Below are 16,188 nucleotides of genomic sequence, written 5' to 3'. Positions count from 1 at the left end.
GTTTCCCGGTTCGGATTCGTTTTCCCTTTTCTGAAGGTACTATCACTCAGAATGAATACATAAGGGATACCCTCTAAACCAACGTCATCCTCTTTCGTTAAAAGTTTTATCTGATGGCTGTATTTTTTATTCTGCGGCTTTGTACTTGCTGCGGTAAGATTATTCGTCTTGCCTGATGTGGTATGGTTTTCCGTGCCACCTCATTCATCAAACAAATCCGAAGTGGCAATCACCTGATTGTTCGCGCATTTACACGCCACACGGTCGCCGTTACCGACAAAGAGCGAATCCTCAGACCACCCACGCGCCGTGCCGACAATCCCGAACATCCCTTTGCACTTGTTACACCACGCCCTGTCGCCATTCAGCGCCAGTTTTTTGCCGTCTATGATCGATGACGTAGCGCTTGCCACATAGCCGTATGTCGTTTTATCTCCCAGTCTTGCCAGCCTTCGCGCCATAACTCCTTCCCTCTTAGTCCCCCTAAGCCCTTGATCACAGACAGCAGGTATTAGTCCTTCTGATAAACGCCATCAGTCCTTATGCTGCGTGTCGCACAGTACCGCCGCCCGTGCCGGATCCATTACCACCAGCGTTCCCAGCAGGTTTCCCATTTTCCGGGCAAGCGCCGCTTTGTCCGCGTGGCGGTGCGCCCGCAGGCGCAACAGCTTCAGTTGCCGCGTTTTTACCTCAAACAGCAGTTCCGATTCCCACTGCGTCAGCGTCAGCCCCTGCGCGGTGGATTTGTTCATTTCGTCGCGCATCAGCAAAAAATCGTCATGATAGCCGGGGTCTTCACCCACCGGCGAATCCTCCGTCACCGGCAGCAGCCAGCTCTGCCACAGTGCAGCCTGCTCCTGTGCGACGGCCGTCGCATCCCGGTCAGAGAAACAATTCCGGGTTAACTGTTGCAGTAACTCACTCATCTGCGTTGTCCCTGTATTCTTCTGCATCACTTATGGCTTTCCCGGTCAGAAACACCTGTCCCGGCAGGCGGAAGTTTTTCAACGCCAGCAGCGCCAACGGCCCTTTACCCTGTTCGACGCGCATCAGGTAATGCAGCGGCAGACCGTCCGGCGCTTGCCACTGCAGCATAAAGCTGCTGCTGTCCAGCTGTGTGACCTGCGCCTGTTCCAGCAGACGAATAAAGCTCCAGCTTCCCCGGAAGTCGGCCAGAATACGTTCCATATTCTGCGTACTGGTCCAGCTCAGCGATGCGCCGGGCTGCCACTGCTCATCCGGCCAGCTGAAACGCTGCCAGCGTTCTTTCTGGTTGAAATATTCCAGTTGCTGGCCGTCAATCACCAGATGCGTTTTCATCACGTCACGTGCCGGTTTTGCCATCAGTTCAAAATGTACCCCGGCATCGCCGCTGGCAAAGGCTGTGTCGGCCACATCGCGCAGGCGATTCAGGGCGCGTAAAAACGCCGGGTTGACCGTCAGTCCCTGCGTGTTCATGGTGTCAGCCACCCAATAACGACCTTCGCGTTCCAGAACGCCTGCAAGGTTGGTAGCGATAAACTGACTTATACGTCCGTCATCGCGCAGATATTTAGCCAGCAGGGGGAGAGAGGCGTCGTTCGGAGTGTTCTTAAACGGATAACGCCCGGCGAAATCCTGATTCCAGTGGCTGACAATGGCCCGCTGCCACTGCCGGTTCAGACTGTCCGCTGCGGGCGTCAGCACCTGCCGCCACGCCTGCTCCACCGGACGAACAAACAGCGACTGGCCGAAGCCGCTCCATTCCTCGCCCAGACTGGCGGCTATCAGACGGCCATAATCTCGGGTATCGGTGAGGTCGACGGTTTTGCCCTGCAATACCGTCTGCGCCAGCTGCTGCGTCATCTCCTGCGGGTCCGGGGCGTTGGTGACCTGTTGCAGCTTGAGGCGCACGCGGGTCACGCGGGTGAGGTAAGTTTGCAGACTGAGCTGGCTGTCGCCAGTGCCTCCGGCTTTATCACCGGTCAGCCGCAGCAGCGGGGCAAAGGTTTTGTCCATCGGTCCCGTTGGTGCTTCTTCTTCACGGGCGGCACGGGTGTTCTGCGGTGTTTTTTCTTTACCGCTAAACAACTCTTTTGCTGATTGTGTCAGCGAGTCTGACAGACTACGGCTTTCCCTTCCTGCCGCCGCCTGCCATGCCACCGTATCCGTGAGCGCAATCAGCGGCGACTGGCGGGCATCGGCCATCAGCGTCAGTTGGTCCAGCACGCCGGACAGCGAGTCCTCTTTCTTCCAGCGAATGCTATTGAGGAATGTCAGCCAGCTTCCGGCGAAGTCGGTGAAGTAACGTTCCATCAGGCGGGTACGCAGGGCTTCCGGCGAAATATCGGCGGAAGCGTCCTGTTGACGGTCGCTGAGTACCCAGTCGATTTCCTCACGTCGGGCCGTCGCCACCTGCTCTATGGCCTCCTTAACCTGACCTTCCCATGCCTGGCGGGTGAACATTCCCGGCACCGTTTGCTCAGTACCAAACAACGAGCCGGCCTGCGTGTCGCCGGTCATATCCGCCAGCGTCATATCGGCGTAGTTGCGGCAGACCTGTTTCAGGACGTTCTGATAGAGGGTATTTTCCGCATTGCGCACCCCAATCTGGCGCAGCAGAATTTTGCGTACCGCGCCGACCAGTTCCGGCTGCGGGGCGATTTTCCACTGTGGATGCTCCGGCAGATTCGCCATCCAGAAGGTCAGCAGCGACGGCAGCACGCTTTGCCGGGTACCTTCCGTTACATCTGCATAGCGCAGGTTATCTGCCTTCAGCGTGGTACTGAAAAAGGCGGCGTCGGCTTTTTCGGGACGGGACGTCATCAGCAGCGCCTTCAGTTGCTTATAACGCAGTTCTCCCGTTGCGGTGCGTTGCGGACTGTTCGGAGACAGGGCGACAAAGGCGTTCAGTTGCTGCTGCAGGTGGGCGACCGCTACATCGCGTACCAGTCGGTTTGCCGCCTGCGCATAGCCGGGGAACGCCGTGTTCAGCAACTGAGCATTACGCTCCAGACCGAAACGCTGATACCACGGCGTACCGTGGCGGATACGATACTGCAGACGCTCGAGCTCGCCCTGCAAGGTGTGCAGCGCAACCAGTTGCTCTGCCAGCGGCAGTCGGGTATTGATGGCCCGCGCTGTGTGCGTCCCGGTTTCCTGAATCAGGGCGCGGTTGGCAAAGAACGAGGTCATCATTCCGGTCCACCATATCGCCAGCACGCAGAAGCAGGCCATCAGCGCGGTGCGCAGCCACGGAAAGCCCACGGTGCGGCCTTTTGCATTGTCGCCAGTAACGCCCGCCCACACCAGCGATGACAGCCACGCGTGGGGAGCCGCTTCCGGCACGGCGGCCAGTGGAGGGCTGAACATCAGGCCGCGCAGGTGCAGAGAAGGGAATGCGCCGCCTGCCAGCAAGGGCTTCAGGACGGTTTGCCAGTGAGCGATGCCGCGCTCTGTAAGTGTGTGGGCAAGACGCAACAGAAAATCGTGCCGGTTATTGGTCAGCAACTGCGACATTCCCTGTTCCGTCAGTTGCGGGGTCTGTGCTTCCAGTTGTGTAGCCAGTTGTTCCGGTGTGCTTCGCTCCGGCAGCAGGCAGCCGACGCTTTGTAGTGTGCGCCCGGCCTGATAACCTCCGTCATCACAGACCTGCCACAGATACAGCGGAGCCTGAAAGCCAAGCAATTTTCCACCATTACCCAGTTCGCGCCAGCCCTTATCCAGTTGCGCCGTCTGGGAACTCTGTTTCTCCGTCAGCGGCCAGATAATACCGTCCAGCGGGCGGAAGCGGCGCAGTTTTTTCAGGGAGGCCAGCAGGGTGGTATCCGGCTCTGCCGACGCCTTGCCGCCATATATCAACACCGTATGGTCGCCTTCCTGCCAGCGCTGCTCTGTCAGCCCCGGCGCGATGGCTTCCACCTGCTCAGGCTCGCCCGTCACCAGCAGCAGACGGACCTGACGCTGCCAGAACAGACCGTAACGGTCGCGAAGATGAAAAAATAGTTCAGAATACAAAGATGTTCTTTGCCCAGGTTCATAACGAATTTCTTTTTCCGGGTATTCCCCCTGTTCCTCAGACTGCCGCCGTTCCCTGCGAACCCTNTATAAACGGGAAAAATACCAGGATGCCCGCANAAAAATAAACGACATTATGCCAGCCAGCCATATATAAAACTTATTTTTATACCCGGTTAATCCAAAAAGATCACCAAAACGCCAGATAATAAAACCCAATACAGCCGCAAAAAGCAGGAGCAGCAATACGTCTGCAATAATCGTTAACTTATTGTTTGCAGATTTCATGAAGCCTCCACCGGGTGGACAGTAGTAATTATCCAGTCGTCTTCATATCTGGCCATCATCAGATAATCTGATTTTTGATAAGACGCCGCCGAGACTGCTAACGCCGCAGTTAACCAGACCGAATTCAATCCGGGTAGACCACTGAGGCTTTCCATTACGTGGATATTATCAACTTGTAATTTCCCTTCTTTTTCGTTGAAGCATTGAAGAATACTACCGCTGACGGGTAACAGACCAGCGCAGTCCCCTGTCAGTCCTGTGGCATTTCTGGCTATTTTTTGCGTATCAATAAAAATATCCAGATCTTTATCAAAACGATCGGCTACCACAACCATCGGACGAAAAATTCTGGCTTTTTCATCCAGTTGATATTTTTTTACTACATCATCTGCTGCGAATAAAAAGGAAACTATGCCATCTGAATAATTTTCTTTGCCGTTAAGCTGTAAAACCAGAACAATATATATTTTTTCTTCTGTCACTTTCAGCCAGGCGTCAAGTTGTTCAAATAAAAGAGAAGGAACAAGACGGATAGATCCGGACGGCAACATGATGTTCATCTCCGCCAGCACTCTGGAAAAATCGGCCTCCATACGGGTATATTCTCTTTCATTACAGTCCGTAAGGATAATAAACTCTTTTGCAATCCGAACGGGAAGATTAAAAATATCATTTTCATTAATAAGAAGAGTAAAGAAAGAAAACCAGTCATTAGTTTCCCATCTAAAATAATCAATCCTCACGGCTAGACCATACATTACCTCTGATTGATTATCTGATAGTGACGATCCATCCACTTCACCGGGAAGGAAAAGTTTACTGCCCAGTACAGAGACATAACGGCCTCCCCATTTTTCCCATTCTGTGTTGATATTATTGATGTTATGCATTATTACCGTATAATTTTGCATGGCTCTGGCATAAAAATATATTTGTAAACAGAAGAGGAAAAGACACAGGGTTAGAGGAGAAAACAAGATTAATAAAGTAACATTATCTCTAATGATTTCATCACGAAAGAGATAAAAGAGTAGCAATAAAAACGCACTAAGAATAAGGAAGGTGAGAAGCCATTTATAAAGAGGTATTTTCAGTGGCCTATCTGGCTCTTCAATATGTTTTCTTTTCCATGCCATAAAGTTTATCCATTTAATAAAAATAAGTCATCAATCGGTGGAAGGTATTAGCAGTGAGCTATTTAAGAATGTAAATATGCTCAACTTCACCAGTCATATTTANCTTGCGATCTATAAAAACCAGTTTCCGCCCACATGTAGCTTCCATCTTTCATCATTGATAGCGCCTGAAGTATGATTTTTGAAAATGAATTCATTAAAGCCAACTTCATTCAACTCGAAATAAACAGCTTCACCACCGTTTGAACATGATTTTATCTTTATCAGGTGGCGTGATTAAACGGAAAAATACGTTACGCTAAATGTCACTGTGACACATTCCAGTTATTGAGCGCATCTGTCAGATTACAGCGCCCCGTTTTCGTCTCCATCACGTCATACATATTAAATACATAATTGCCATTCCCGGTATCTTTGACGTTTCCGATAAACGCAAAATACATCGACTGGCCTTTACTCTGATTAAACGTCTGGTACGCCTTTTCTATATTTTCTTGATTAGCATCTGCGGTTCTGACTATTTTCATTTTTAATGGCGGACTGTCGCAACGGACAAAAACAATCTCCTGATTTTCTTTTTTTAACATGCCCCAGAAAATATCATTATAATCCTCGGCATATGCATTGCCTGCTAGAAAATATATAAAGAACAATCCTGTCAATAATGATTTCAGCATTACGCTTTCTCCTGTCAGAATAAAATCCTTTTATGTCCCCAGTGAGTGTAGGGGACATTATTTCTTTCCGCGTTTTTATCCCCGCCTGCCATTTCTTTCTGACGGACGTTATCCCGCTTCAGAAACCCACACCGGGCCGCCGTCGTGTCGCGCCATCAGGGACCACAAAACATGAAACTTTTCGCCTTGTTTATGCTCCTCCTCCATTGTTCTGTCTTCCCATTCCGGCATCAGTTCCCCCTGCTCCAGCGTTACCGTGACCGGTTTGTCCTCCACAAAAATCGACCATTCACCGCCGTGTGGACAGGGTTCGCCGCTGGACGCGCTTATCCGCTGCTGTTCCGTGATGTACTGTTGCTGACGTTGCGGCCAGTTGTAAAGCTCCTCCGGGGTTCCCCGCGGGAAAAAGCCTTCCAGCGGCACGTTGATAAACCGGTTTTTCACCCGCCGTATCCGTATCCAGTTGGTTTTTGTCCATGCCCCTTCCTCCCAGTAATACTCCTGCTGACCAACATCATTGACATACTGAGTTCGCACACGTCCCTGCCATGCATCAGGAATATTCTCCCTCAGATACATCAGGCGCGCCCCCGCATCAAGCAGATCCGGCAGGTACAAACCGTCAATCGTCACCGGATCGCCTTCCCGGAGATACACGCTGTGATCCAGTTCATAGAGTGGCAGTTGCATAGGTAGCGCCAGTGGACCATAAAGACTCTCTTCATAGTAATAAGTCAGCGAACCTTCGTACCAATAACCCGTCGAAGTGTCTTTTATCAGATCATCATAGAACCCCGCCCGCCAGAGTAGTTTCTGATATTGCTTCTGAGCTACATCAGGCATCCAGTTCGGGAAATAATCTATCAACCCCCGCCGATCACTACTGATATTTCCCCCAGAATGCAGTGCATTTGGATCGTTTTGCTGACGCTGTAGAAAATCATAATGTACCGACTTTAATGTACCGCGAATATTGGGCAGTACCCGCCCCCCCCAGACAGCATCAATCTGTTCATACAGCGGGCGCCGACGGATATCCAGAGGCATGCTTTTTGCCCATTCAGCCACCTGATACTCACATAACTCAACCAATGCCCGCCACGCCTCATAACGCTTCCGATAATATTCCACCGACATTGCTCGCTCTAGCAGCCAGCACTCTTGGGGGTGCAATATCGCCATATTACCTCCTTCTTTATTTATCAATCTTTCCTGTGGTTATCACTCTTCAGGCACGAAAATTTTAGTTTGCAACTGGGGAATGCCGATATACATATCCACTTCATCAGAAAAATCCCTATATCCCCACCCTGTGTGCTGACGTTTCCCCAGATAATTCAGATTCAGATCGGCCGGGTCTATCACTATCTGAATTCCCCCACCTTCCAACACTATGTCCACATTTTTACCATTATCAGTCACACTACGCGACTGTGAGGCAGCGGGACCTTCCCAGACTTTCATTGTGGTGCCTGGCGGGACGGTATACACAACATATTCGCCATTTTCATTCCAGCTCTTCCATACCGCAAAACGTCGCCGCCACTGCGATTTGCTTTTCAGAGCCATAAACTCAGCCTCACGCATCCAGCAAAAACTGTTATCACTACTGGCAGGATCCAATACACGGTACAATTTTTCATTCTGTGGCAGCTCAACATAACGCATTTGATGAAAGCTTTTTATATTATCTTCCGACAAAGCAGGCCAGCCTTCCTTATCCTTTTCCAGTCGCATCAGACTCTTCTGTTCTGCGCTCGCCTGTTTCAACCCTGGATATTTCTCAGTTACCCCCACATCCACCCAGTCCGGCTTATTATGAACCAATAACTCAGCCTCTTCTGCATCTTTAAGACGAGTCGGGCGATGCGGATTAGCGCCAGTATGCGCCTTATAATAATTATCGCCTTCCTGTCGTAGACGCGCGGCCAGCTTTTCCAGTGTCTCATTCAGCGGAGCCAGTGCCTTCTCCAGCATAGTATTGGCCTGACTACGAATAGAAACCAGCAANTTCCAGGTCGTCTCAATCGGCTGGCGAATAGATTCCGGCCCCCAAGATTTGGCTTTATCCAGCAGGCTTCCAGTGACTTCCATTAATTCATCAAATTTCGTCAACAGCACGGACACATTTAGCTGCGCAATCAGCTCTCTGACCTGCTTCTCGGCATATTGGTAGGGGTTATAAATCTTCATATATTTCATTGTGGCCTGCACTACGGTCATATCAATGAATCTGTTAAATAACGAGACAGCAGCATCAATAGCTTTTAAGGTTATCTTCCCAGCAAGAGCAGCTTTTCTTATCGAATTAAATAGCACTTTGAAAATCCCTTTAATCAGGGAACCCGCAACTGGAATAAGACCAACCAGAGTGAGGATCATTGCCACCCATGCCCAGGTGGTATCTGTTTTTTTATCGTTTCCTTCCTTTATTTTCATGCAGTTAGCAACCAGATCACGGACATCGCAAATCTGATCCACCAGAGGGATCATAGAAATAACAGTACCTGTTACTACCTGCCCGGTACTCTGGTTATCGTTAAAATCCCCCTGAATGGTTTCCCAAATCCACTGCCCGGTCGCTTCAATTTTCTTATGTATGCCAGAATACCAGCTTTCTGGTGGCGGCTGATAAAAAGCCAGCGCTCTGTCTAAATCAGTGTCTGTATCCATTATTATGCTCCCTGTCCATCCGCCCCTAATTCAGCATCTACTGAGGCAAGCAGGGACGAATAGGGATCCCAAGGTTTGTCCGGTTCCGGCTCTGGAAATTCGTATTCCACCGTTGCTGATTCGGGGAGGACATTGGTATGCAGTGCGTACCCTTTATCATCTAACATGCCCGACAATACAGCCCCTGACTCAAAAGCGATTGTGTACTTCGCGCCACCAATGGGAATACCATCCCAGTCCCGCAGATCCAGCGACAGATCGTAATTACCTTTTCCCGGCAGCACAGGCATCTCAACCGGCAACTGCGCTTTACTCATCTTCTGCACATTCGCTGATTTCAACAGGATATTCTTCGGTCCTCCTACCTCCACCCCGCCGCCGCTCAGCCTGATGTACGCCTTGCCGCATTTCAGCACAAGTTCCTTCTCTGCCTCTATCTCCACCACATCTTCCGTACTGCTTATCTTCATCCCATGGCGCGATGTCAGCCGCATTCTCTCGTTCTGAGCCTCCACTTCAACTTTTCCCTGGTTTGCGTACAGCTTTATCCCTCCCTTGCGCGCAAATACACTCACCGCGTCTCCCGCCGAGACAGTCACCTTCTCCATCGCCCCTGCATCAATATTTGTTCCCGCCATCAGCCCTATACTGCTCTCTCCCGAACCCAGTCTGACGCCCTGTGGACTTACAATCCCCACGCCTTCCGGCGCGCTCAGCACTATCCCTGCCTTTACAAGCTCCGACAGCGCGCCGTTCAGCGACGTATGCCCATCAAGATCCGCACCATGCGCCTTCGCCACCTCCGCCGCCTGTGACAGACTTTTTGCTATCGATAACGCATTTTCCAGTTGCGTTATTGCTGCCTGCATATCCAGTACCTGCCCCTGCGCCTTTNCCTGCGCATCNGCGCTGATAAAGACACCTTTTTTCGCTCTTATCGCACCCCACATATCGGTGCGCAGTTCGAAACCCTCACCGCGCTGCTGCTTCCCAGCATCCACCAGATGTCCCAGGTTCAGCTGGCTCTTTCCGCCGTACTCTGTGCTAACCTTGATGTGCTCCTTACCCCGCTCATCGTCCAGCCGGATTTTGTTNTTCGCCGGGGTGCGCAGCACNTTGCGCTTATAGTTCTGGATGGTCACATGGTCGGTGTGCGCCGAGTCGTGTTTCACCCCGGCGATATATGGCCTGTCCGGGTTGCCATCCTCAAACGCGATGCTAACCTCGGTTCCCGCCAGCAGCGGCAGGTGCAGACCGTAAGTATCTCCCGCATAGGGGCGTGACTGCCGTACCCACAGGCTCTCGAAACCCGGCTTCCACGTATCCCGGTCAAAGTCCAGGTTCACTCGATAGCGCCCGTCTTTGTCGATATGAGCGTAGACATCATTTGCCGTGGTGCTGGTCACCCGCGCCGGGAGTGTCCCTGCCATCACAGGCCTGCGAATGAGAGGAGGGCGGTAGCCGTAGCGTTCGGAATAGGGGATGGCNGTGAATGTCAGTTCGTAGCTGCGGTCTCGTGCTGCGCTGGCGGTAATCCCGGTTATCAGAATGCCCTTGCGGAATACCTCTGGCGCATCATTACCCTCGACCTTTATCTCCAGCCCCGGCATCAGCAGAGAACTGGTGCTCTGTCCCTTCAGGATGGCGCGTCCGTTCAGGTAGCGTTCGTGGCGGATACGCGCATAGAATGCACCACTCTCCGGCGTCGCTTTGTCACCCGTTTTCAGAAAATTGTCAGCGTAATGATAGGCTTCACCGTAGGTGGTGTTATCCCCGCCTGTTACGTCAAACTGGCCTGTTGTCATCTCCGCCATCGCTTCACGGTAGTTGTAATCCCGCGTCGTGACGGACCTCGATACCACGCTGTAGGCCGTGTTCAGACCCCACACTGCTTCGGTTCCGCTGTCGCTCATCCCCGAAGGGTGACGCAGCGGCAGCGTCAGGCCGCGCTCATAGCCACTCTGGTCGTCGTAAAACTCGATAACCCCGATTTTCAGTCGGGCGTCGGTACTGAACCGGAACCAGATACCCACCTCCGACAGCAGCCGTGAGATGAATGTCACATCGTCTTCGTCGTACTGCATGACCTGCTCGCGTGACGGGTAGTCGCTTTTCAGGTTAAACACAAAGTCCTGACCGCGCATCTCATGCCGCTCGCGGAGTATTTTCTCCACGATTTGCGGCACCGTCTGGTTCTGATAAATCGCGTTCTGATGACTGCGGGACAGTAGCGCCAGACGGGGCTCCAGCCGCACCTCATACCGCGCCTCGTCCCGTGAGGAAGACAATTGCTTAAATCCGGTGATCACCCCGTACAAGGTACGCAGGGGAGTCTGCGTCGGTATCCCTTGCACCGGCGGGGCGGTCAGGCTGAATGCCCCGTCCTGCATCAGTACCGACTCCGGCGCAATAAACTTATCGCTGCTGGTAAACTGAATGTCATAGCGGAACGGGGCGCTTAATTGCTCCTTGCCTTCAAAGGACAGTACGTCCACGCCGCTGCTCAGGCCGCGGATTTTTAACGCGTGGTGTGAGTGGTCGAAGTTCTGTACATCCATCGTGGGCTTCCTTATTTCGTAACAAATTCCACAGAATTTCCTCTTGCGGGGCCCTGTTCAGGCACGCTACCGCCCATAGCCATGACCTCGTGCCCATCAGGTTTACATCAGGCTAAATTGTGAATAGCGGTTGCTCGGTACCGGTACCACCGATATTCAGCGAGCCGCATATCGAACCCGTGCCAAAAAAGCAGAAGGCTTCCTGCCGGCCATGGTTAGATGGCTGAAACTCCTTGTGGATTTAACTGAGATAACGCCGGTTCTGGCAGCATGTTCTGTTTCACGTCCTGACAGGCGTCAGTGCGGGGAACCAGACTGATTTCGACGCGCCGGTTAGCGGCCCTGCCTTCCGGCGTATCGTTAGTTGCCGCAGGATGGCTTTCGCCCAGCCCCTGTACGGCAAAACAGGTGGCCGGAATGTCGCTGGTCTGTAGCATCCAGTCGCGCACGGCTTCCGCGCGTCGCAGCGACAATTGCTGATTGGCTTTTTTATTGCCGGTGGTATCGGTATATCCGGTGACCACAATCAGCCAGCCCGGCCTTGCCCTGATATTTACCAGCGCGTTAATCAGCACTTTTGTCGAGCCGTCTTTCAGACGGGCCTGTCCGACGTCAAACAACGCCATGCTGTCGAGACGCACGCTCTGTACCGGTAATGCGTCTGCTACATCCCTTTTTTTCTCAGGTGGACGGTAATCGCGAATAACCCGCCATACCGGCTGGCGTAGCCGTTCGCCGGGATATAAGCCCAGACTGAGACGTAATGGCTCCCCTTCGCGAAAATAGCTATCCAGAATATTTGCATCGTCCTTCAGGACCGACAGGTGGTGGGCTTTAGCGGCGTCGTTGTCTGCCGGAACGGCATCATATTTATGTAGATCGTCGCTCACCTGCAGCAGCAGGCTGCGGTTTGCGGTTGCTGACAGACAGAGCGCAGCCACTCCTGCCACGGTGGTCATCAGCAGCGCCGCCACGCAGGCGCGGCGCACTGGCGTAAATCCTGATTGACGTGGTAACAGCGGCAGCATCATGTCCGGGAACGGCAGGGGAGATGCGCCGATCTTCGGTATCGCCTCCGGCGTCAGTCCCGTTTTTGCCGTTGTCCATGTCTGCCACAGATTGCCTTCCAGCGCAGGCAGCGATGGCGCCTGCCCCATGCCCGCCGCCAGCGGCGGATACCCGTTCAGCTCTGGTAACACCATCTGATTGAGCCACTGCATCAGGCTTTCCATCCGCAGAAGATGGCAAAGCCGCAGGCTGCTCCCATCGGTTCCGGGCTGTGCCGCCCATGCCGTCGGAGAGCTTTCTCCGGCGGGTGTCACCACCTGAACCTTGCCGCCGGCGCAGATAAACCACGGTAGATCATCCTCTCGCCCTGTGCCGGGCAGCCAGCTCCACAGCAGCAGCGGCACTTTTATGCCCGCCCTGCGGCGCACTGTCGCCAGACCGCCGACAAAGCGTCGCAATCGTCCCGCCAGAACAGCCATATCCAGATGAACAACCGGCACGACCGTGCAGGCCACACATAACTGAGAAGCCCATGCGGGGCGGTCAGCTAGCAGCACTTCAGCCTGTCTGATAAGTTGCTCTTCATCCGCAACGTGCAGGTACAGCCCTCCCGCGACCTGCCGCAGCGGGTTTTCTGTGAATAACGATGCTGCCGCGTCGCCGCACACCAGCACTACGGGCTGCCGATATGTTTTGGGCGGCAATCGGGACAGCCATGCGCTGTCGGCCTCAGTCTGTCTTTTTTTTCCGCGCCAGCACGCCAGCAGGCCTACTGCGATGATGATAAGCGCCACTGTCACGCCAAATTTCATCGCCGTAGAGGCCTGATTGAATCCCAGCCATAGCGCCAGCACCAGCAGCATGCTCCACAGCAAAAGCGCCTGTTTCAGCGTGTTACTCACCCGGCTCATCTTCAAGACTTGCCTGTTGGCAGCAGTTCATCCACCAGTACATTCAGCCAGCTATGCAACCCCCACCAGACGCCAACCAGCACAAGCATTAGCAGTAGCAGCCAGCAAAAAGGAGACTGCCACAGGTAATGCTGACGCCTGGTCAAAGGCACGTTCAGCACTGCCGAATCTTCTTGCACCCTGAATGGCTCAACCCGCTTGCTGAACATCGCAATGAGATGCTGCCGTTCATCAGATTCGGGGTCCTGATAGCGCCCGCGAAACCCCAGCAACAGCACGCGATGAAAACAGGTCAGGACCGCCGGCGTGGGGGCTGGCTCCTGTAAAAACCGCTTCATACGCTCATACAGTAGTTCGCCCGCCTGAAGGGTATTGAAAAAATGCGACTGGAGAGGGTTTTTTAGCCAGACCATCTGGCCATCATCTATCACGTCCCGGCTGAGAACGGTTTCGTCCAGCAGCGCGCACTGAGCGTAAGTGATATGTTCTATGTCCTGCTGGCTGAATCCGGCCGCTGTCAGACGCTCGCGTACCCCTTCCACCTGCTGCAGACAATGGCGATATAGTTCCTGTCCGTGTCTTGCAGAAGTGCCCTGACGCAGTTCCACCACCGTCAGAAAGGTGTCGCGAAGTAGTACGTCAATGTCGATTTTCCGTTCCTGTGTCATGACCGCAGTACCGCAAAAAGCTCGGGTTTCAGATCGCCCAGCGTACCCGGCGCGTAAATCATGCAGCACCCGGCATCCAGCATGGCTTTAGCCGGAGCGCTCTGCATATCCAGCGCAAAGTACTGATTCTCCAGCCGTAATGGCAATGCAGCCGGAACCTGCGTCAGCGGAACAACAGGGACACCGTTCAGCGCAACATTAACCAACAACGTAACGTCATCCGGCGCCCCGATTTTGCAGAGCCGTGGTAACTGTTGCAGAACGACGTGCGTCGGCAGCGAGGAGCGAACAGAAAGGTAAAAATCCGCCTCTTCCCGCAGGCGTGGATCGTGAAGTTCGGCTTTCCAGCGGTTGCCGGGAAGGGATTCCAGCTCGAGCGCAATCACCCGCGACGGCAGGCTGGCTTCGAGCAGTTCGCTGAGCAGGGTAAAAAGCGGCGGAAAAACGGAGGCTGGAGCATCATGGACATATGCGGGAATGGCGCTCACGTTGTGTTCAAGGGAAAAGGTCAGCAACGCGCCGGCCAGACGAGCCAGTTCGCGCCAGACGAGTTCAGGATGGATGCTCGGATACCGTAAAAAATCACTTAGAACCGGTTCAGCGCTGTTCAACGCATTGAGTAACCAGAACAGGGACACATCCGCTACCGCGAAGTCCGCCATACGCTGATTGCTTTCCCGGCGCAGGGCCATCAGACGCCGGCACTTCGCTTGTAGCTGCAACAGCAACGTATCCAGTCGCTCCACCAGACCAATATGTGCGCTGAGGGCAAGCAGCGGCGGGATGTAGCTTTCATCCTGAGACCAGTTACCCTGACCATTCCGCGTCAGACGTGCAAGCGGGCAGGTGATGTAATCCTGATTGTTATCATGGGCGAAACGCAATGACAGCGCATGGCATTCAACGGCCATTTCTTCACTGTCGCTGCCATAAATATCCTGTACTTTATGCCATTCCTGACGATAACGCAGGGGTCTTTCAGTATGCTTTTCCTGTCCCAGATTACCGCCATTCGCATGTTCCAGCGGTAACGCCAGGACAACTATTGCCGTATTTTCCACCGCCAGAGTATGTAAATCACAAGCCAGAGGCAGCGCATCGGAAACTTCGGAGTCGATCAACGAGCCATCGGAAAAACGCAGGCGCAGGGTACGTAATTTTAACTTCCCTAACGCCAGCGCTTCTCTGTCAAACTCGACTCTCGCCACACCCCATGGATGACGGATACCCAGCTGTGCAATGCTGTTGTTACTGTACGTTTCCCAGCGGGCCTGCTGCTGAAACTGTTGTGAGGACAGGAACGTTCCCTCAGCCCATAGTGGTCGATGAATTTTCATACTACACCACCGCCCGGTCAGGTTTTTGCTTTTGGCATTTGAGAAACCTGAGACCGTGCCAGCGTGACTTAACGTGCTGGACGTCTGGCTGATGCATAACCACATCCTCCGCAGATTTCGCCAGACAGGAAAGTGGAGTATGGATAGCTACCGTCAGATGTATTTTTTTAAACAACGACTGATAAATGCCGCCTGATCCCATCATTGTTGACATAGCCGCAGATGAAGAAATATGTTCCTTTGCAGACATCAAAATTTCCCTTTTGAAACTTTTATCCGGTTTTGCCCAATGACTTTCCCAGGCGTGCAGGTTAACCCCTCTCCTGTAACGACATTCTTGTTAATTCTTCCATCGCTCCAGGTTCAGTCATGGCGTTAGTGAAGTTGTTTTGGTTTAAATTAAGGCCAATTACTGGGGCTATAGTTAATAAATGTCTGGTGGACACCACAATCCCTGGCGGAGAGAAGATGTAGAGGTAACTTCACATTCATGGCGCTTCCTGTTTTCAGGCCCGGCTTTATGTTAAAGCGAGTTTCGGGAACATCGTTTAGAAATTTTTTAGCCATGTTGCTTCTCCCTGTCTAACTAACCCCTGTTTAAGTATCTGACCTTGATCCAATTTAACAGTTAAATAAAGCGTGGTGCAATGTGGTCAGTGTCTGAAAGATCGTTATTATTACTACTATAAATAATTTTGCTCGTATCCTAAGATAGTTTTATTTATATGAAGTTTCTCAATTTATTGACCATCAAGGGCAATCTGCTTGGTTATGGCTAAGTATAAGCATAAAATACCGATAAACGATCGCGTAATAATATCGCAACGCCACTTTTTCGGAATAAATAAAAGCTTCTTTAATAAATGATATTTTTGCTGTGAATGATTTGGTGGCAAAAAGTTCGACCATCTACTGCGAGATTAGTGAAGTACAGAA

10 protein-coding genes and 1 pseudogene are annotated in these 16,188 nt (G+C 52.5%); all 11 read right to left on the bottom strand.

What is annotated here, in order from left to right:
* Window positions 1-200: 200 nt before the first annotated feature.
* Window positions 201-461, bottom strand: a complete 261-nt coding sequence (locus VZP09_RS15990) for a PAAR domain-containing protein (protein WP_009485635.1) — start codon at window positions 459-461, stop codon at window positions 201-203.
* A 72-nt stretch (window positions 462-533) separates the two neighbouring features.
* A pseudogene (locus VZP09_RS24875) lies at window positions 534-740 on the bottom strand (ImpA domain protein); the annotation flags it as partial.
* Between the two features lie 178 nt (window positions 741-918).
* Complete coding sequence (locus VZP09_RS15980) at window positions 919-4,284, bottom strand: ImcF-related family protein (RefSeq protein WP_328795275.1); 3,366 nt, start codon at window positions 4,282-4,284, stop codon at window positions 919-921.
* Window positions 4,281-5,420, bottom strand: a complete 1,140-nt coding sequence (locus VZP09_RS15975; RefSeq protein ID WP_064153077.1) for a hypothetical protein — start codon at window positions 5,418-5,420, stop codon at window positions 4,281-4,283. The genes VZP09_RS15980 and VZP09_RS15975 overlap by 4 nt, the downstream gene beginning before the upstream one ends.
* A gap of 305 nt (window positions 5,421-5,725) precedes the next feature.
* A complete protein-coding gene (locus tag VZP09_RS15970; protein ID WP_016530473.1) occupies window positions 5,726-6,097 on the bottom strand; it encodes a hypothetical protein in 372 nt (123 codons plus the stop codon).
* 108 nt (window positions 6,098-6,205) lie between these two features.
* Window positions 6,206-7,279: a hypothetical protein gene (locus tag VZP09_RS15965; protein ID WP_009485630.1), complete on the bottom strand. Its 1,074-nt coding sequence runs from the start codon at window positions 7,277-7,279 to the stop codon at window positions 6,206-6,208.
* Window positions 7,280-8,772: 1,493 nt separating this feature from the next.
* Window positions 8,773-11,328, bottom strand: a complete 2,556-nt coding sequence (locus tag VZP09_RS15955; protein WP_328795273.1) for a DUF2345 domain-containing protein — start codon at window positions 11,326-11,328, stop codon at window positions 8,773-8,775.
* Between the two features lie 215 nt (window positions 11,329-11,543).
* Entirely contained in the window at window positions 11,544-13,247 is a 1,704-nt protein-coding gene (locus VZP09_RS15950; RefSeq protein ID WP_016530256.1) for an OmpA family protein, read from the bottom strand.
* A 2-nt stretch (window positions 13,248-13,249) separates the two neighbouring features.
* Window positions 13,250-13,915 (bottom strand): type VI secretion system protein TssL, short form, encoded by a 666-nt coding sequence (gene tssL / locus VZP09_RS15945; RefSeq protein WP_201531683.1) that lies wholly within the window; start codon window positions 13,913-13,915, stop codon window positions 13,250-13,252.
* A complete protein-coding gene (gene tssK, locus VZP09_RS15940; RefSeq protein WP_004142901.1) occupies window positions 13,912-15,252 on the bottom strand; it encodes a type VI secretion system baseplate subunit TssK in 1,341 nt (446 codons plus the stop codon). Before tssK ends, tssL begins: the two co-directional genes overlap by 4 nt.
* A 1-nt stretch (window position 15,253) precedes the next feature.
* Entirely contained in the window at window positions 15,254-15,502 is a 249-nt protein-coding gene (locus VZP09_RS15935; RefSeq protein ID WP_004142899.1) for a hypothetical protein, read from the bottom strand.
* Window positions 15,503-16,188 lie beyond the last annotated feature (686 nt).

Source organism: Klebsiella sp. EMBS2024, assembly GCF_036233805.1.
Taxonomy (GTDB): domain Bacteria; phylum Pseudomonadota; class Gammaproteobacteria; order Enterobacterales; family Enterobacteriaceae; genus Klebsiella; species Klebsiella pneumoniae.
The sequence above is the reverse complement of the archived record's forward strand: the minus strand, read 5'-3'. Positions and strand labels throughout refer to the sequence as shown.